General features: G+C 68.0%; 15 protein-coding genes, 1 tRNA gene and 2 pseudogenes. 8 read left to right on the forward strand and 10 right to left on the reverse strand.

What is annotated here, in order from left to right; translation table 11 throughout:
• Window positions 1-191 precede the first annotated feature (191 nt).
• The 3 genes and pseudogenes from ABZ904_RS47185 to ABZ904_RS47195 all read right to left on the reverse strand — a co-directional run.
• The gene (locus ABZ904_RS47185) at window positions 192-479 is read right to left on the reverse strand and encodes a hypothetical protein (RefSeq protein ID WP_359400791.1); all 288 of its coding nucleotides are present in this window, start codon (window positions 477-479) and stop codon (window positions 192-194) included.
• Window positions 480-1,204: 725 nt separating this feature from the next.
• A complete protein-coding gene (locus ABZ904_RS47190) occupies window positions 1,205-1,432 on the reverse strand; it encodes a DUF397 domain-containing protein (RefSeq protein WP_360999241.1) in 228 nt (75 codons plus the stop codon).
• Window positions 1,433-1,612: 180 nt separating this feature from the next.
• A pseudogene (locus ABZ904_RS47195) lies at window positions 1,613-1,711 on the reverse strand (IS5/IS1182 family transposase); the annotation flags it as partial.
• Between the two features lie 15 nt (window positions 1,712-1,726).
• Between ABZ904_RS47195 and ABZ904_RS47200 the strand changes: the two are divergent.
• From ABZ904_RS47200 to ABZ904_RS47210, 3 genes and pseudogenes are all read left to right on the forward strand, one after another.
• On the forward strand, window positions 1,727-2,230 hold the full coding sequence (locus ABZ904_RS47200; RefSeq protein WP_361830296.1) for a DUF4239 domain-containing protein: 504 nt from the start codon (window positions 1,727-1,729) through the stop codon (window positions 2,228-2,230).
• On the forward strand, window positions 2,218-2,517 hold the full coding sequence (locus ABZ904_RS47205; protein WP_360999245.1) for a hypothetical protein: 300 nt from the start codon (window positions 2,218-2,220) through the stop codon (window positions 2,515-2,517). The genes ABZ904_RS47200 and ABZ904_RS47205 overlap by 13 nt, the downstream gene beginning before the upstream one ends.
• Window positions 2,518-3,054: 537 nt before the next feature.
• Window positions 3,055-3,210, forward strand: a pseudogene (locus ABZ904_RS47210) (DUF397 domain-containing protein); the annotation flags it as partial.
• A gap of 371 nt (window positions 3,211-3,581) precedes the next feature.
• Here the strand turns inward: ABZ904_RS47210 and ABZ904_RS47215 are convergent.
• The gene (locus ABZ904_RS47215) at window positions 3,582-4,166 is read right to left on the reverse strand and encodes an alpha/beta fold hydrolase (RefSeq protein WP_360999247.1); all 585 of its coding nucleotides are present in this window, start codon (window positions 4,164-4,166) and stop codon (window positions 3,582-3,584) included.
• 118 nt (window positions 4,167-4,284) lie between these two features.
• Between ABZ904_RS47215 and ABZ904_RS47220 the strand changes: the two genes are divergently transcribed.
• The gene (locus ABZ904_RS47220) at window positions 4,285-4,743 is read left to right on the forward strand and encodes a DUF6233 domain-containing protein (protein WP_361830299.1); all 459 of its coding nucleotides are present in this window, start codon (window positions 4,285-4,287) and stop codon (window positions 4,741-4,743) included.
• 468 nt (window positions 4,744-5,211) lie between these two features.
• Here ABZ904_RS47220 and ABZ904_RS47225 read toward each other — a convergent pair whose 3' ends face one another.
• The 4 genes from ABZ904_RS47225 to ABZ904_RS47240 all read right to left on the reverse strand — a co-directional run bounded on the left by ABZ904_RS47225 (window position 5,212) and on the right by ABZ904_RS47240 (window position 11,654).
• Window positions 5,212-6,621, reverse strand: a complete 1,410-nt coding sequence (locus tag ABZ904_RS47225) for a Cys-Gln thioester bond-forming surface protein (RefSeq protein WP_360999251.1) — start codon at window positions 6,619-6,621, stop codon at window positions 5,212-5,214.
• A gap of 290 nt (window positions 6,622-6,911) precedes the next feature.
• Window positions 6,912-7,400: a single-stranded DNA-binding protein gene (locus ABZ904_RS47230; protein ID WP_360999253.1), complete on the reverse strand. Its 489-nt coding sequence runs from the start codon at window positions 7,398-7,400 to the stop codon at window positions 6,912-6,914.
• Between the two features lie 262 nt (window positions 7,401-7,662).
• Window positions 7,663-9,348: a GTP-binding protein gene (locus tag ABZ904_RS47235; RefSeq protein ID WP_359398956.1), complete on the reverse strand. Its 1,686-nt coding sequence runs from the start codon at window positions 9,346-9,348 to the stop codon at window positions 7,663-7,665.
• A gap of 680 nt (window positions 9,349-10,028) precedes the next feature.
• Complete coding sequence (locus ABZ904_RS47240) at window positions 10,029-11,654, reverse strand: dynamin family protein (RefSeq protein WP_360999256.1); 1,626 nt, start codon at window positions 11,652-11,654, stop codon at window positions 10,029-10,031.
• A gap of 305 nt (window positions 11,655-11,959) precedes the next feature.
• On the opposite strand from ABZ904_RS47240, the gene ABZ904_RS47245 reads away from it, so the two are divergent.
• Window positions 11,960-12,035 (forward strand) — tRNA-Arg (locus ABZ904_RS47245).
• A gap of 176 nt (window positions 12,036-12,211) precedes the next feature.
• Here ABZ904_RS47245 and ABZ904_RS47250 read toward each other — a convergent pair.
• Window positions 12,212-12,673: a hypothetical protein gene (locus ABZ904_RS47250; RefSeq protein WP_360999258.1), complete on the reverse strand. Its 462-nt coding sequence runs from the start codon at window positions 12,671-12,673 to the stop codon at window positions 12,212-12,214.
• Between the two features lie 286 nt (window positions 12,674-12,959).
• On the reverse strand, window positions 12,960-13,547 hold the full coding sequence (locus tag ABZ904_RS47255; RefSeq protein WP_360999260.1) for a TMEM175 family protein: 588 nt from the start codon (window positions 13,545-13,547) through the stop codon (window positions 12,960-12,962).
• Window positions 13,548-14,025: 478 nt separating this feature from the next.
• Between ABZ904_RS47255 and ABZ904_RS47260 the strand changes: the two genes are divergently transcribed.
• From ABZ904_RS47260 to ABZ904_RS47270, 3 genes are all read left to right on the forward strand, one after another.
• Window positions 14,026-14,427 carry a hypothetical protein gene (locus ABZ904_RS47260; RefSeq protein ID WP_359398948.1) on the forward strand — a complete coding sequence of 134 codons (402 nt, stop codon included), beginning with the start codon at window positions 14,026-14,028 and terminating at the stop codon, window positions 14,425-14,427.
• 555 nt (window positions 14,428-14,982) lie between these two features.
• Entirely contained in the window at window positions 14,983-15,225 is a 243-nt protein-coding gene (locus ABZ904_RS47265) for a hypothetical protein (RefSeq protein WP_359398946.1), read from the forward strand.
• 205 nt (window positions 15,226-15,430) lie between these two features.
• Window positions 15,431-15,859, forward strand: a complete 429-nt coding sequence (locus ABZ904_RS47270; protein WP_360999264.1) for a hypothetical protein — start codon at window positions 15,431-15,433, stop codon at window positions 15,857-15,859.
• Window positions 15,860-16,854 lie beyond the last annotated feature (995 nt).

Consider the following 16,854-nt stretch of genomic DNA (forward strand, 5'->3'; position numbering starts at 1 on the left):
CCACGTCAGGGCAGACAGAAGCACCTCCGGCGCACGCCACGGGATTTACCACGCCCCCGGCGCGCACCGAAGGTGCGCTGGATCGCTGACCTGGGGTTTCACTGGCGGCGACTGCGGCTCGTCTGTCGCAGTCGGTCGCCGTCGAGTGCCCTTGGGCGCCTTCGCACGGCCCGGAGACAGCCCGGGAGCGATCAACCGGGCAGCCGAACCTTCACCTGGTGGTTGTGGTGAGCATGATCAATCACTTCGCCCTCCCCGTAGGCGCCCATGGCGGGCAGCCGTGCACGGCCGCTGTCCCTGCGCGTCACCGGAGGCCAGGCGGATGGCGCGCCGGCCTTCATGAGCCACACGTGGAAGTTCCCTACGAGGTCATGCGCTGGTTCATGCACCAGGCCGACGAAGAGATCCGTACCTCCCGTGCCTGGATGCGGCTGAGGCCCGAACTCGTAGAGATCATTTACCGACTCCGTCAGGAGCACATGGGTGCCACCTTGCCGAGAGTTGGCCTGCCACTCCGCGGCACGCCGATACCGACAGCAAGGCCCGGGCTCGGAGCGCCGTCCAGTCCTGCACTCTCAACCTGTTGGCCCGGTGGGACGCCGAATGCCCGGCGGTCCGGCTCGCCCTGGCCGGCCTCGCCGTGGTCTTCCCCACGAGCCGAACACTGCCCGCCCTGACCCCACGTCTGAGAGGCTTCGCACGCCAGCGCCCCCTGGGCGATTACGTGCGTTACCTACTGGTGCCGGCAGCCCAAGACGACGACCGGACCCTTGCGGCGACTGAAACGTTCACCAACGCCCACTGGAGAGGTACGGCCCACGGAACACCGACACAGGCGCGAGCCTTCCACTTGCTCGGCCAGATGCTGACCAGGGTTGGAACAGGACTCACACGGTCACATCTTGGGGAATGACGCCACCGCGGGCACGACCGGGCTCCGTAATTACCCACGCTTTCCCACTACCTGGGCCCGGCAGGAGACACGACCGATGGCGCTGCCGCCGGCGATGGCCGCATCGCCCCTTGCGCACCGCCCCTACGACTTGCGCCAGGTGCTGTCGACCCCCTTGACCGCGGGCGTGGACGCCACCGAGGTTGCCGAACTGGCGGGAAAGGCGTGGAGGTGTTGCCGAGCCGGTACGCGAAGCGCGTCGCCGGCAAGCAGGAGTTCGCCGACGTTCGGTGCCGACACGTTGCAAGGTCTCTAGCCGAATTCGCCGTTGCGCACGCCCAGTCGAAACGCCGCCCACTCCTCTGCGGTTAACCGCAGCGGCGGCAATTCCGTGTTCTGCGAGTCGCGGACCGCAACCGCTCCGCCGCCGAGGTCTGCGACCTCCACACACGTCTTGTCCCACCTGTTGGAGTAGCTGCTCGTGACCCAGCCCGCATCAGTCAGGTCTATTGCGTACAGTGCGGTCTTCGCTGCGTCCATCACGGGATCTCCTGTTGCTCTCGGGGACGTTCTCCCCTTAAGGGTCACTCTGATGGGCCTCCTGTGCATCTCGCCCCCTTGGCCGCCCGTCCCGCCGCTGTGAAGGCGCGGGCCGTAAAGAACGGGCGACGCTTGAGCGGGATCGGGCGCTGCCGGAGCCGGACATGGCGCCATTCGCCTTTCCGCGAGCGTCGGGGCCAGTGCGGCCAGTACGTCGACCGCCTCGGTGATGCAGCGGTAGGCAGTGGTCGTGCCGACCCTGAACGCGGCCGCGAGCTGGGTAGAGTCGTCTGCGTGGGACTTTGGCTACTCAACAACCTGGACACGGCCACCCTCGCGATCCTCATCGTCGGAGGCGTTGTTGTTTTGCCGCTCGTCGCTTGCTTGGTGACGCGCCGTGTATTTCCCGAGTTGATCAATGGCGTGACCAATGATGTGTCCCGCACGGTACTTGAACTGTTCGGAGCCATCTACGGAATCGTCCTTGCTTTTGTCATCGTGACCTTGTGGACCGAACTTGAGCAAGTTCAGGCAGTGGTGACTTTGGAGGCCACAGATCTCGCTGTGATTTCCCGCAATGCGCATTCGTTTCCGGACGACGTGCGGAAAAAATTGGACCGAGCGATCGGGGACTACGTCCATGCTGTCGTCGAGGACGCATGGCCGCTGATGCGCGACGGCAAAAATAGCCTCAGCGCGACATCGGGTAAGCTCGAGGCGTTGTATGAGTCCTTCAGGGTTACAGTCCTAAAAGCGCTTCCGAACAGGCCTTCTACAGCAAGTCGGTGCAGCGGCTGAACGATGTGACCGCCCAGCGCAGAACCCGCATCCTGGCCGCAACGCAACAATTGCCCCCTCTCCTGCAGGTCCTCACCTACGGGGGAGCACTGGTCGTCATGCTGATCACCTTGCTTTACGGGGTGGAGAACCTCAAGGTGCAGCTACTTTTCGTAGGGTCGATCGCGTTGCTGGTAGGCCTGAGCCTCACCCTCGTTCTCGTCCTTGAACACCCCTTCGCCGGTGAAGTGAGTGTGAGTCCGCATCCGTTCGAGGAAGGCCAGTTGGGCAAATATTGGGGCAGGTGACATGGTGATGTCCGGCGAGAGATCTTCCGGATCGTCGCTACTCCGTGCCCCGCAGCCGGCACTCCCGGGGCCGCCGCTTGTTCATCCATAGGGACATCGATGCCCTTCCGAACCGTTCCTCCGAGGCCTCAAGCGGCAATTGCTCCACGGGAGATGCTTGACCTCGACGGCCCTGCACACGATCGCGCCCGTAGGTAACCGATGGTGCACTTCGCTCCGCGGGGACGTGCGTATGTCGATGGCCCGCCGTACGGCACCACTACATTGCCGCCGTCGATGCCGTACACCGTGCTCACCCTGACCTGTCGCAGCACACGACGGTTCTTGTCCGCGGCTTCGAAGCTCAGGACCGGAACGAGCGAGGTCGCAGCGGTCTTCGAGGTGAGCGCGACGCCGGTTGCGACGTGGGAGGGACGGGATGAGGGTGGGAAGGGGGCAACGTCCGACCTAACATCGAACGGAGTTCTGATGGAAGCGCGAAAGTCCGACCCGTACGCGCGCGACCTGACGGAAGCGCACTAGACCAAGAGCAGTAGGAGCACGTCGGGCCCGTACTGCGTCGAGGTGGCGGAGCTCGGCGACGGAGCCGTCGCGATCCGCGACTCGAACAACAGGGACCTGCCGTCCCTGCGGTTCACCGCAGAGGAATGGACGGCATTCCGGGACGGAGTGCGGAACGGCGGATTCGGCTAGGAAGCACCGTCCCAGCCGCTTGACGGGCCGGCTCGCCGAGGAAGATCGACCGCCCTGGCAAGCGGGCCCGCCAAGCCCCGAGCTCGGAAGTCGACGCTACATAGTGGCCCGGCGCTCCCGACTGCCTACGCCCGGTGTGTCGACGGGCAGCTTCCCGATCCTAAGAAGCGGCTCGAAGCTGCCGGGGATCTCCCCGAGCTGCCCGGCGCCGCTGATTTTCCCAGCCGAGAACTCGACACGTAAAGATCCCTGGAGACGTCATCGACGAGATCCTCACCGCGCAACCCACGCCTCGTGGCCGCCGCGGCCTCGCGTGAGCAGCGCTACGTACTCCGTTGCAGGGCCAGCGTTCGGGAGCGCGACTGAAGGGTTCAGGGTTCGTCGGGGCAGATCGCCTTGGCCACTTCGCTCAGATCGTTGTTCAGCTGATGATCGCGCCCGGGCAGCCGGTGCACCTGCGCCTGCGGAATCACGCGGGCATAGAGATCGGCATGCGACGGTAGGGCGGTCTCGTCCTCGAGTCCGTGGAACACATGCACCCGCGCGCCGTGCGGCAGCCTCGCGCCGAGGTCGCCGGGCAGCTCGAACTCCTCGCCTGGCCAGCCGCCCTGACCGACGAACGGGGCGGCGATCAGCACGATCGCCGCAAGCCTGCGCTCCGGGGGCTGCTCGGCGAGTGCATGGATGAGGATCGTCCCGCCCACCGAATGGCCGGCCACGACCGCGCCGCCCTTCAGGTCCGCCATCTCGCGCCGGATCACCGGGCTCCACCGGGCGTAACTCGGGTCGCCCTCACCGGGCATACGCGGGTAGCGGACCTCGTGCTCGTCCCCGAGCTCTCGACTCAGGCTGTCGACCAGCTTGTCGTCCCATTCGTCGTGCGCGCCCGCGCCGCCGCCCTGGATGAACAAGATCTGCTGAGTCCCTGTCATGGCGATCGTCCTTTCGTCGATCACATTCCCGCCATGCCCCATCGTGCATCCACCTCTCGGACGTTCCTGTCAAGGCCGGTCCATCCCGCCCAGGGAGAAACTGATCTCCGCCCCGGGAGACGAAGTGGTGGCTCGGCGCGCTATGCCTGAACGACCACCGGTCGACACCGATGTCGGCCACCACAGGGAGGTACGAGAAGGGCCTCATCTCCGCGCCAGAAGTCGGAGTGATCGACCGGCATCGGGATTCGTCGTCCAGCAGAAACGCACGCCCAGCGGACCCGAGCCCGCCGTGATCCATGCGTACGACTGCACGATGATCGCGGGCAGCACGCACCCGATCGGAGACCACGAGGCCCGCGTCGCCCTGACGGATCCGAACATCGAACCCTGCGCCTTCTGCCGCCCGGAGGCGAGTTGGCCGCCTCGTCGCCTGGTTGAGGAGTATCAAAGTGATCAGCCACAGCTCGTCGGCCGCCCTGTGCGATCAGTGGGCGGCGGGCCCGGCGGCTGCGGTCGATTCTCTGACAGGCAAGAGGCCCCCCGGGGGCCCCTATGCCCTTCGTCAAGCGATCGTGATTCTGGCTGGCATGAGGGATGAGGTTGAGGGCCTGGGGCGTGAGAGCCGTCGGGGTGGACGCCGCTGCACTTCGCGGCGGACATGCTGCGGGCGCTCTGCGGGTTCATCCAGGAGGGCCGTCCCGAACCCGATGACGTCGACGCTGACGCCATCGGACTGTACGGATTTCACGTCCGGGGGCCACACGAGCCTGATCCTGCGGAGCGGGAAGCGGAGCTTCGCAGGGCCGTGGAATCCACGAATCCGCCGCGCTTCTACACGCTGAGCCCTGACGGGTCACTGATCGAACGCGACGGCTTTTAGTTCACGGCCTGCCTTGCCCCGATGCCGTCCCCTCCCCGGCCACCGCCGGGGGCTCCAGGCCAGGGCTGGGCTTGCCGCTGACAGCAGATCTCCGGGCGGATTGAACGAGGTGCCGTCGGCCACCGTCGTCCACAGGGTGTGGACGACGGTGGCCGACGGAGCAGCCCGGAGGCCGGCCACGTGGACTCAGTCGACCGTCGGCGTCTCTTTCTTGCGGAGCAGCACGAGCGTCGCGCCGCCGATCACGACGAAGGCGATCGCCGTACCCGCGATGATCGGGGTCGCGCTCGACGTGCCGGTCTCGGCGAGGTTGGTGTCCGTGGGCGCCGTACCGCCCACCGTCGCCGGGCTCGGCTCAGTGAGGAGCTGGGCCGCCAGTCCGCCCGTGCTGCTCTCGGTCTTGCAGTCCAGGACGCCCTTGAACCACTTGCCGAAACCGCCCGCACCCTTGATCGAGAAGTCGTAGGCCTGGTCCTCCTGCAACGGGACCGTCACGATCCGCGTCTTTCCCGCCGGAACGGAGTGCGAGGCGCCCATCAGCTCGAACGTGAATGGCGCATCGCCCGTGTTCGCCGCGGTGATGTCCAGGCCGCCCTTGGCGCAATCTTTCTCGGCCGACAGCGCGGGTATCGCGCCGGTGGCGGCCCAGCTCGCCGTCGCCGTCGCGGAGACGGTCGACTCGCTGGACCCGGCGAGTATCTGCGTCTGACTCCGGGTCTCGGAGGCGAAGGCCCGGCCGACCGGCACCGTGGTCGACGCCTGCACGGTCAGTTCGGCCGAACCGTCCTGCGCCTTCTTCGGCACCTGGAAGTAGATTCGTGTGCCATTGGCGGCGGACGTCACCTCCTTGCCGTCCTTGTCGACGACCTTGACGCCGGACATCGTGGGGTCTGCCGGCGGTGTCACCGTGACGCTGTCGGCGTTCGTGTGGACCGTCACCGGGCCGAGCCGCTCCCCGGGATGGCCCGAGACGGCGGGCGGGTCCAAGGTCAGGGACGCCGAGGGCTCAGGGAGGTCCTGGGCGCTCTTCTCCAGGTAGTCCGCGAGCTTCTCCGCCCGGGGGTCGACCGCGTCCACGTGAGCGCCGTCCGAGTAGCGCCAGATCGCCACCTGGGTGCCGGCCGCCGCGTCCTGTTCGGTGAGGCCGTTGGCACCGGCCTTGGCCGCCAGTGCCGCCAGGTTGTTCACCTGCGGGTAGGAGTTGCGCAGAATCCAGCGGATCTTGCCCGCGTTCTTGTTGCCGTTCAGAGACGTGCCGCTCCAGGGCGTCTCGTGATACTTGGCGTCCTTCTGCGCGGGGTTGTGAATGTCGATGCAGTACGTCTGCAGGGTGCCGCCGTTGTCGACGGACATCTCGAACAGCCCCGCGGACACCTGCTCATCCGTGCCGCCGTCATGGACGACGGCGGCACCGTATGTCTTGAGGCCGCCTATGGTCGCGGTTGCGCCACCCTCGCTCTGCGGTGTCCCGTCGGCGGCCGCCACGCCCGCGGTGGCCAGCAGGCCTGCCGCGACGAGTCCGGACACCAGCGTCGCGGCGGCGAGGCGGGCGGCCCCTCGCCTGCGTGCGGGCGACGCGGACAACGAAGAAAACACAGAATTCCCCTTCGAGCAGGACCCGTTGGCGTGGGGGGTGCGGTCCCACCAGCAGAATCAGAAGCCCCGAGAACTACGTCCGGCATCCTATGAACGCGGCGCACCCCCCTCCCCAGTAATGTCATCCGATAACCGATCCGACTCAAAATCGTTATCGCTTACACAGCCTGTGAGCTGCGCTTATCGATGAGTTACACAAGGATCCTTGGGATGTTGTCCGATGGATGCCCCGATAAGCGGCCGTTGGGTGCAAGCTCAGGCGAAGCGGGCTTGAGCGTGCCGGCCTGACGTCACGTCACTCCCGCAGGCTCGGACTCAGGTAGGGCCGCCGCCCCGGATTGGTCAGGTTCCTCGGGCCGCCCCGGCGGCTCCGTCTCCCAATTGGGCTCCGGTTGCGGTGACGTCCCGCCCTGTGCCTCGGGCCTGGACGACCGCCGGAAGGCCGAGGTGCCCCGCGACAGATCGTGACCGATCGCCACCGCGTCGAGGTCGGCCGACAGCCAGCCTTGGCCCTCCCGCTGCTCGGTCCGTACCTTCAGCCGCCCCTGGACCACGAGCGGATCGCCCACGGCCACGGACGCGGCCACGTTGGTGGCCAGGGAGCGCCGGGTCCACACCGTGAAGAAGTTGGTGTGCCCGTCCGTCCACGCGTTCTTCTCCCGGTCCAGATACCGAGCCGTCACCGCCAGCCGGAAGCGCGCCGTCGGACCCGTCGGCGACTCCCGGTACACCGGCTGAGTGGCGACGTTGCCGACCACGCACACCGTTGTCTCGTTCATGCGAGACCCCTCCCTCGTCCCGGCTCACAGGCCGGGTGGTACACGTACGGGCCCGTCCCGTACGGCTGCGTCTGCGGCGGCGGATCTGCCAGGTCGCACAGTGCCGCCCTACGGCGACCGCGTTCGCTGCGATCGCCGCGGGATCAGACTGCCTCCGCCGGGCCGAGCCCGCTGAGCGCTGTGAGCTACCGGCCGGTTGTGGACAAATCAGCCACCCGAACGAGCCCCTCCGCCCATCGTCCGCATCTCCACCGACCGGGCTTCACCTCACTCGTGCTCCCGCCTCGACCCCCGTGACCTTCGCGTACTCCCCCCGCACCTCCCCGTACCGCAGCAACTCCGCCGCCACCGGATCCAGCACCCGTGCCCGTCCACACCCGGCCGCCGCCTCCCGCAGTCGCCGTTCCGCCTCGAGCCCGTACCTCCGGGCCGGTCCGCGCGCACCCATCCGGCAGCTCCACTCGACGAACGGGCCACCGACGACGCCGGCCAGCACCAGCAGCGCCGGCGTCCCGAGGCCGGTCGGCATGAACCCGATGATCTGGCCCAGGACCCAGAGCACCCCCACGACCTGGAGGAGTGTCATCGCCACCTGGGCCATCACGGCGGCGGGCCACCACCCCGGGCGCGGCGGCCGGTCCGGCGCCTTGGCGACGTCCACCGCCAGCTCGTCGAGCGCCTCAGGCAGTCCCTGCGCGCCGCGCACCGCGGCCTCACGCACCGCCTGGGCCCAGGGCGTGGGAAGCCCGGTCGCGGCCCGGTCCGCCACCGTCCGTACCGCCTGCTCCACGCGCTGCCGTGCGGTGGCTTCCTCATCCGCGGGGGCGCGCTCGGAATCGGCGGGCGCACGCACGGGCAACCGTCCCGTAGAGGGTTCTCGCCGGTCCCGGCACCGTCGCCACAAGCGCAACCAGGGCGTGCCGCAGGCCCGGTTGGCGTTGCGCAGCCACACACGCTCGGCGGCATCGCCCGCCGCGGTGGCTCCCACCGCGTCCGCGAGGCGTGCGGTGAACTCCTCCCGCGCCTCCTCACTGAGCCCGCAGCGGCCACCGGTCGCATAAACGGGCCGCAGGCGGGCCGCGGCCGCGTCCACATCGGCGGAGATGCGGCGCGCCGCCGCCCCGCGCTCCGCCACGAACTGACCGAGCAGTTCCCTCAGTTCGCCCACTCCCTCGCCGCTGAGCGCGGACAGGGCGAGGACCGTCGCCCCGGGCTCGCCGTACTCACCCAGCGCGATACCGTCCCCGTCGAGCAGCCGCCGCAGATCGTCGAGCACCTGCTCGGCGGCCTCCCCGGGCAGCCGGTCGACCTGGTTCAGGACGACGAACATGACCTCGGCGTGCCCTGCCAGCGGCCGCAGGTACCGCTCGTGCAGGACTGCGTCGGCGTACTTCTCGGGATCGACGACCCAGATGACCGCGTCCACCAGCGCCAGGATGCGGTCGACCTGCTCCCGGTGCTTCACGACCGCGGAGTCGTGGTCGGGCAGATCGACCAGGACGAGCCCCGCCAGTTGGGCGTCGTCCGGTGACTGCATCGGGCGCCGCCGCAACCGTCCCGGGATGCCGAGCCGGTCGATGAGCGCGGCCGCGCCGTCGCTCCAACTGCACGCGACGGGCGACGCCGTCATCGGCCGCCGTACGCCGGTCTCCGAAATCGCCACACCGGCCAGCGTGTTGAAGAGAGTCGACTTGCCGCTGCCGGTGGCACCCGCGATGGCGACCACGGTGTGCTCCCCGGAGAGCCGGCGGCGCGCGGACGCCTCGTCCAGGACCCGGCCCGCCTCGGCGAGCGTGTCGCCGTCCAGCCGGGTCCGCGACAGGCCCACGAGCTCGCGCAGCGCATCCAGCCGCGACCGCAAGGGGCCGTCGTACGCCAGGGGCTCGGGTTGCCGAGCCGCCGGAGAGCGGGGCTCCACGATCGTGCCCTCCTCCTGATCGAGGGCCATCCCCGGCACGCGCCTCGCGATCAGTCCGTCGTCCCAGCCGGTGGTTCCGGTGCCGTCCCCAGGCTCTTCGCGCTGCGCGCACGAACACCGCGGGTCGCTCTCCACACGCGCGTGCCGGGCTTCGTCATCCGCCCGCGCATGCGGGTCCTCGCCCGCGACAGGCGAGTGTCTTGGACCGCCTTCCCCCCACGCGTGGCCTGGGTCATTCCCCACGCGTGCGTGCCCTGCGTCATTGCCCGCGCGCCCGTGTGCGGGGCCGTTCCCCGTGCCGGCGTGCCTCGCGTCGTTTCCCGCGTAACGCCGGGCGTCCTCCTGCACGCTCGCGGTCGCTCCGGCCGCTGGAGAACCCTCCCGGGCTCCGAAATCCGCGCCCTGGCCCCCCTTCGGGCGCACCGGACTCCGCGGGTCTTCGGGCACGTGATCACCTTTCCTGCCGCCCCGGACGGAATCGCGTCTCGTACCCGTCCCCTCGAGTCCACCCTCCGTGCCGGCCCGGTCGGAATCGTGCTCCACGCGCGCGTGCACGATGTCGTCGCCTGCCGTGCGGAGGGAGGGGACCCTCCGCCCGTCCCGGGCTCGCCGGCCGGCCGCGGCCACGGCGCCGTCCGAGCGCTCCTGCGCGGGCTCGGCCTTCGGATGCTGGACGTGACCCGTGCGGTCGCCGGCGGGAGTCTCCACGGTCACCTCTCCTTCTGCAGTACGGACAGCGCGGCAATGAGTTCGGCCTGGGGCTCGACTTGGACGTCGAGGGCGTCAAGAAGGGCCAGACGGCGCTCGCGTTCCGTGCGCAGCGCCCGGTCGAGGTACTCGGACAGCACGCCTGCGGAGCGATCGCGCAGCCGTAGCGCCTTGTGCGCGCCGATCCGTTCGGCGAGTTCCTCGCCGGCGGGCCGCGCCCGGTCACCACCGAGGAGAGTGGTGGCAAGAAGGGCGGCCACCGCGTCGGAGTCCGGTGCGGCGCTCTTGTCGAGGTCGCGGACCTCTTCCTCGGCGTACTCCTCGAGGACGCGCCGCCAGCGTCGCACGGTCATCCCGATGCGGTGCTCGGCGCTCTCCAGCGTCGGATCACGGTTCGTCAACTCGGGAGCCCCAGCCGCGGGTTCTCGCCGCCAGGCATCGTCGATGCGTTCGTCGGCGGCCGTGACGGCGCACAGCAGCAGGGCGGCCAGGCTCTCGGTCAGCGAGTCCAGGAGTTCACCGGAAGTACAGTCGAGGGGGTAGCTGCGCCACCGCTTCAGGGCGTCGCCGGCGAGCACCGCTCCGGACTCCAGACTGTGCCGCACGCGCGCGTACTCGCTGTCGTACGCCGTGTCGACGGCGGCAGTGAGCCGCAGAGCCGCGGCGTACTGAGCGGCGGCCGCGCCGGCCAGCTCGGGCATACGGGACCGCAGGGAGTCGAGGACTCCCCGGGCCGTACGCGCCATGGCGGCCTCCCGGGCGGCGGGGTCCTGCACCTGGTACGTCAGCCAGGCACGCAGGGGCGCGACCGCGGTGGCGGGCAGCAGACCCCCGCCCCAGGCGGACTCGGGCAGCTCGGGCACGGTGAACCGGGGCACGTGGCCGAGCCCGGCCTTGGTGAGCAGAGCGCCGTATTGCCGCGACACCTCGGACACGACCTGGTGCGGTACCCGGTCGAGCACGGTGATGAGGGTCGCCCGGTGCTCCTTGGCTGTCCGCAGCAGATGCCAGGGCACGGCGTCGGCGTAACGGGCGGCGGTGGTGACCATGACCCAGATGTCGGCGGCGCTGATCAGCTCCGCGGCGAGGATCCGGTTGTCCGCGACCAGGGAATCGATGTCAGGCGCGTCGAGCAGCGCCAGCCCGCGCGGCAGCGTGTCGGCGGTCTCGATACGCAGCACCCTTTCCTCACGCCCGACGGCACCCTGAAGATCCTCTACATCGTGTAGATCCTCGCCGGGGTCCTGGTGCGGCAGCCACACGCGGGTGAGGCGGGGCAGCACCCGCATCCCACTGAACCAGTGATGGTCCTCGGGATGGCAGACGAGGACGGGGGTACGCGTCGTGGGCCGCAACACGCCCGCCTCGCTGACCTTGCGCCCTACGAGAGAATTGACGAGGGTCGACTTGCCGGCTCCGGTCGATCCGCCGACGACGGCCAGCAAGGGCGCTTCAGGCTCTCTCAGCCGGGGCACCACATAGTCGTCGAGCTGCGCAAGGAGCTCGTCGCGGTTGGCACGCGCCCGTGGAGCCCCCACCAGGGGCAGCGGGAAGCGTGCGGCGGCGACACGGTCGCGCAGGGCAGAGAGTGCTTCGAACAGCTGAGGCCGTACGTCCAAGGTCACCACATGCGAAGAATGCCCAACTTTGGCAGCTTTCTGAAGCATATGCACGTGTCTGCGCGCCGACAGGACACAGTGGACGGAAGGGGTGACTGGGACGCAGGCATAACGAGTACACAACACCCGGTGCGCGAGGCGTGAAAAGCGGTGCACGATTCGTACCTGCCTGCGATTATCGGAGCGCTTCACCGAACCTCCACATCGAGCCACGGAGGCGAAGCACGAGGGACACGGACCGGAGAGCCCTATCCTTGTCCCCGGCAAGGTCACGGATCGGCCCACACCCGGGCACCAGACAGGCCACCACACCGGCCCCCGTAGCTCAGTGGATAGAGCAGGCGCCTTCTAAGCGCTTGGCCGCAGGTTCGAGTCCTGCCGGGGGCGCCACTGGGAGCCCTCCCTCCGGGAGGGCCTTTTTGCTGGTCAGAGCGGGTGACACCCGATACGACCAAGCCCCGGGCACTACCCCAACGATCAAGGGAAGCCTCCGGGGCCGTCCGGCTGTCACCGGGTTTTCGCGGGTGACCGTGTCGAATACGTGTCGAAGTTCTCGGCCTGGAGAATCAGCCGGCGCACGGCGGCTCCGGAAGATCACCGGCGGCTCCGAGCCGCTTCTTCGAGTCGGAAAGCTGCCCATCGACACACCCGGCGTAGGTGGCCAGGAGCATGGGGACGCTGTTCCCGGCCCACTCCGCCACCTGGGCGGGCGGTACCCCGTCGTTGAGCCACTTGGTCAGGCGCGTGTGCCGGTTGTCGTACACACGCCTCCCCGTGGGCGACTCGTAGACGTGCGGAGATAACACTGCCTTGCGCGCACTGCGCCAGGCCCGGCGGATGACGGAGCCCGCGAGGATGCCGCCCGTCTCCCCCTGGAACAACAGGTCTCCCGGCTTGAGCTGTTCGTCCTTGATGTGCTGCCGCAGGATGCGTGTCAGGGCAGGGTGCCCCGGCACAGTCCGCGTGTCGCCCTCGGCGCGGCCCTTCAGGTCGCGTTTTTCGTGGATCTCCCCCCCGTGTCGGTCCACTGCTTTCCGATCTCCGGGTCGTCGTGTGGATCAGCAGCTCGGACCACTGGTCACGGGCATCGGAAGCGGGCAGCGTCATGTCCTCCACGCGCATGGCCACGGCTTCGTCGGGTGACGGACGACGTCTCGATTAGCTGATCGTTCCGTGGCTACAACTCGCACCGCTCGCCCGGATCGCGGGGCGCCTCCGTCTCGATGCCGAATGAAGTTGCGCACGAGGTCCACGCATGATCGACAGTCAGGACAAAGTCGCCAGTGAACACTGCCAGGTCGGCCATGATCGTCGTCACGCCCGATTCCGACCGCCGGGCCGAGGCTGCACCTTGGCGATCTCGCCCGCGCTGTGAAGCCAGTAGTACGGAATGAAGGCGGCGATCACGGCCACGCCGAGCGGGGGAAGCAGGAGGCCGAGCAAGGCTCCGGTGGCGATCCAGACGAGGGCGCGCAGGAAGCGGCGACTGATGACTGCGACGCCGGCCGAGTCGATCGTGGTGACGATTAGTCGACGATCATGACGAGCGTGCCACCAGATGACGTTGAACAGAAGGTCCATGAACCAAAAAGAGGTGCCGTGGAGGACGACGGCGGTGCGCTGCCCGTGTCCGTCACGGAACGCCTCGGCCAGAACGGAGGTGGCGAACGGCAGGAGCGCGATGTCCATCAACAGCACGGTATTGAGGAACAGCACCACCCGGTCGACACTGCGGATGTGGTCGAACAAGATGTGGTGGCTGGCCCACACCTGTCCGATCAGCATGAAGGTGATGACGTAGGCCAGGTAGGACGGCCAGAGCGCGGCGAGGCTGTGCAACAGGTGGCTGGTGTCGCGGGGTGCATGGATCTCCAGGACGAGCGGCGTGATGGCGATGGCCATGACGCCGTCGCTGAACGCGACAACCCGGGCAGGATCGCGCTCGGCAGCCAGCGTCGACGCTCCTGGTCCGTCTGGTCCATGAGCAGGCTCTGTCATGGCCCCAACCTCAGGCACCGGACATCATTACGCGCGCCAGCGGCCCCGAGCTCCGGGCGGGCGGGCGGGCGGGCAAGCATCAAGCGAAGTTGCACTACCACAGGGGACATCCACAGGGGACTCGACCGGGATAGCACTTTCCCTACTCCATCAAGTGCCCGCGCAAGCGCGGGCCGGCCCTTGGGATTTGGCCCCTCTGCGCCTTCGGCGCCGGGGCCAAGCCCTGGGCCGCAGCGAGTGCGGGCCCGAGTCGAGAACTGTGATTACGCTGATGGGCCGTTGGCTCCGACCTCTCGCCGTCGTCGCCCTCGGATCGCGGAGGTCGGATTCCAAAGACGGATCTCGCTTGCCGTTCCTCTCGCACCTCCGGTGATACTCGGTCATGAGCAGAATTGCCGAGGTCATCGTGTTGGCCAGCCGTGCAGAAGAGATCATGGAACCGTTGACCCAGCGAGACCCCAACCGTAAGTGGTCTGGACAATTCGCTGCTGCCGGGCATGGCTGGGTCGCCGAGTTCGTGCGGCGGAGCAGCTGGGTCGGACTCCTGGAACACCTGGAGTCGCAGCCGTGGCCCTCCCCGCACTCCGTGCAGGTGCTGATCCGCGACGAGGAAGATGACTGCTTCGGCTTGTGGATGATGCACGACGGCCGACTTGTGGAAGTGCCGCTGCCGCGCACCAGTCGCTACTTCTGGCGAAACCACTACACGGGTGAAGTCGATCCTGACTGCCCCGGAATTCTCATGCGCACGGACAAGTCTGATGGCCCGCCCGAAGGGGACTGAGCCGCCGGCCGTCGAACTGACTTGTCGAGGCAGGTTGCCCCGGCTGCGGTACAGCAGCGGAGTACAGCAGCGGAGTACAGCAACCTCCTCACCCACGACTACCGTCACCAGACCCAAGCACTCGACTGGCGTGCCTGGCGGGCCTCAGTGACCGCCCTGCCCGTAGTTCGCAACGAGAGGTTCATCGTGCCTGCTGCGTGCCCGTTCGGAGGGGACGCAGGGGGACTCACGGCCCGCATTCGGCGTCTTCCAAGCGCTCCCCGTCGACCTTGAATACGGTCGTAACTCCTCGTTCGGCCAACCACTCCATCAGTTCGAACATGTCCACTCGCACCCCTCCCCGGCGATCATCCCACTTGGGACAGCACTGTCCCCGGGCCGTCCGTGGGCCGTGCGAGGCGAACCGACGTTGACAGACGACGGCAGCTGGGCGTCCACGCAGGTCACGGGGGCAGCTACAGTCAGCCGCCGCACGTGACAGGCGTGGCTCATCACTTCCAGAAGAACTGTCTGAGGGACTGGGAAGCAGAGACGGTGGCGCGCTACTGTGCCGCCGTGCGTGAAGACTCGGTGATCATCACACTGACCGACGACCAAGCGCTCGTGCTCTCCGACTGGCTTGAACGCATGGAGGGATCCGAGGCCTTCAACGCGCTGGTGGATGACCAGGCCGTGTGGGCAGCCCTGAACCGAATCTCCGGCACGCTCGACAAGTCACTCGTGGGCATCTTTGCGCCTGACTATGCCGAGCGTCTCCAGGCAGCTCGACAGCGAATCGTCGGCACCGGAGAAGACTGACGGCCGCTGTTGGTTGGCCCGTGCCACATCCGTGCCAGATCGGGCGGGAACTCACGAGGAATCAGGGTGGGCAGGGGTACGTGCCGCCCGACTCGATGCAAGGTGGGAAACCGCTGGTCGAGCCAGTGATGGCCCAACCTCGTTCCTAAAGCGGTGCTCCAAGAACACCGGCGCCTCCACCAGCTACCGTCGCTACGCTCGACTTGTGAGCGAAGACGCCCGACTCATAGCGAACCACCGAGTCCACGTCCTACCCGTTGTGTTGGCTCTGGCCAATCCACCGTGGCAGCGGGACGTGTGGCTGGACTCGTCGGTGTTCGAAGACTTGGACCATGTCTTCCACACACTCTTCGACGACTTCTGCGACGCCGACGAGCCAGAGCGGTACCTCGGTACCAGCCTTCGAACTGACGAAGAGGTCGTCCTGATGAGAGCGCTCGGTGTCGCGCTCAACGCCGCGGCGGCCGAGGCGCCCAACGACACCGACGCGGAGTATCTCCGAGCATCCGTCTGGCCAGAGGTCGTGGCCGTCGCCGGACGCCTCGCTCGTGTCATGGTCGCGAACGACCACCGCACCCCACCAACACAGGTGAAAAGCGTGTGGGCAGGGAGAGCCCTTCCGACCTCAGCTTGAGCGCGCGCTGGTGGCTGCGGCATACGCATCGCGGTTGGAAGCCGGCACGTGTCCGCTGCGGCCCCAGTCCAAGGGGGAGCCGTGCTCGGCAGCCCAGGCCCGGATGATGTCGAAGTCGCGGTCCGGGCTCAGGTCGAGTGTCGGGATCTAGCCCTGCGGCCCGATCGCACCCATCATGAGCGGGATGCAGAGTGTCCAGGTGGGAGCAAGAACCGGCAAGACACGGGGATCGCTTGGTAGCGCCTCGGTCTGCCTCTTCGCGATGGGGAGCTTTGGCGCGGGGATTTACCTCGCCGAGTTGATCGCCGATGGAGACCGCTACGTCCAGATGCTTGAGTCCGCTTTTGCCCTGCTGTTCGTAAGCTGGATTGCTGGAGCCGTGCACCTCCGCCGGACCAGGAAGGCAGAGAGACAGAGCAGGTAGGGGTCGGTCGCAGTCCCCCGGCGCCTGTGCGGTGCAGCAGCACAGCCCCGCCCGGGCCGTCTCTGGGCCGTGCGGGGGTGCTCAACGACGACTGATGCTGACAACACCGACAGCTGAGTCGCAGGTCGCAGCGTTGATCGACTGCAGGGGCACAGGCCAGAGACCCGGTCCTTCACTTCTTCGGCTACTGGTGGAGGTGGCCCGCCCGTCGGCACGGGTGCCGTGCCCATGCGTGCTCTTGCCCGGCCGGGACCGTGCCCGTTCCGGCGGGACGCTGCGGAAACTCACGGGGAACAGCGGCGCCGATCACGCTCCAGTCCAGGTCAGTGCCGTGCCAGATCAGCCGCGATCCGCAAACGGCGTCTTCCGAACCAGCGACAACCCGGCACAAAGTCCGCGGCCATTCCCGTGCCGTATCAGCCCAGATGGTTGTCCCTGTGTATCCCCTGCCATGCAGCGGCGAGGTCAATCCCGGCGACCGCTCCTGCCGTCACAGCGATGAAGGGACCTGACGCTGCTTGCGCAGGTTATGCGAGGTCGTCCGGGACCACGTTGGGAGGCGGGGTGAGCT

Source organism: Streptomyces sp. NPDC046900, from assembly GCF_040644975.1.
Taxonomy (GTDB): Bacteria; Actinomycetota; Actinomycetes; order Streptomycetales; family Streptomycetaceae; genus Streptomyces.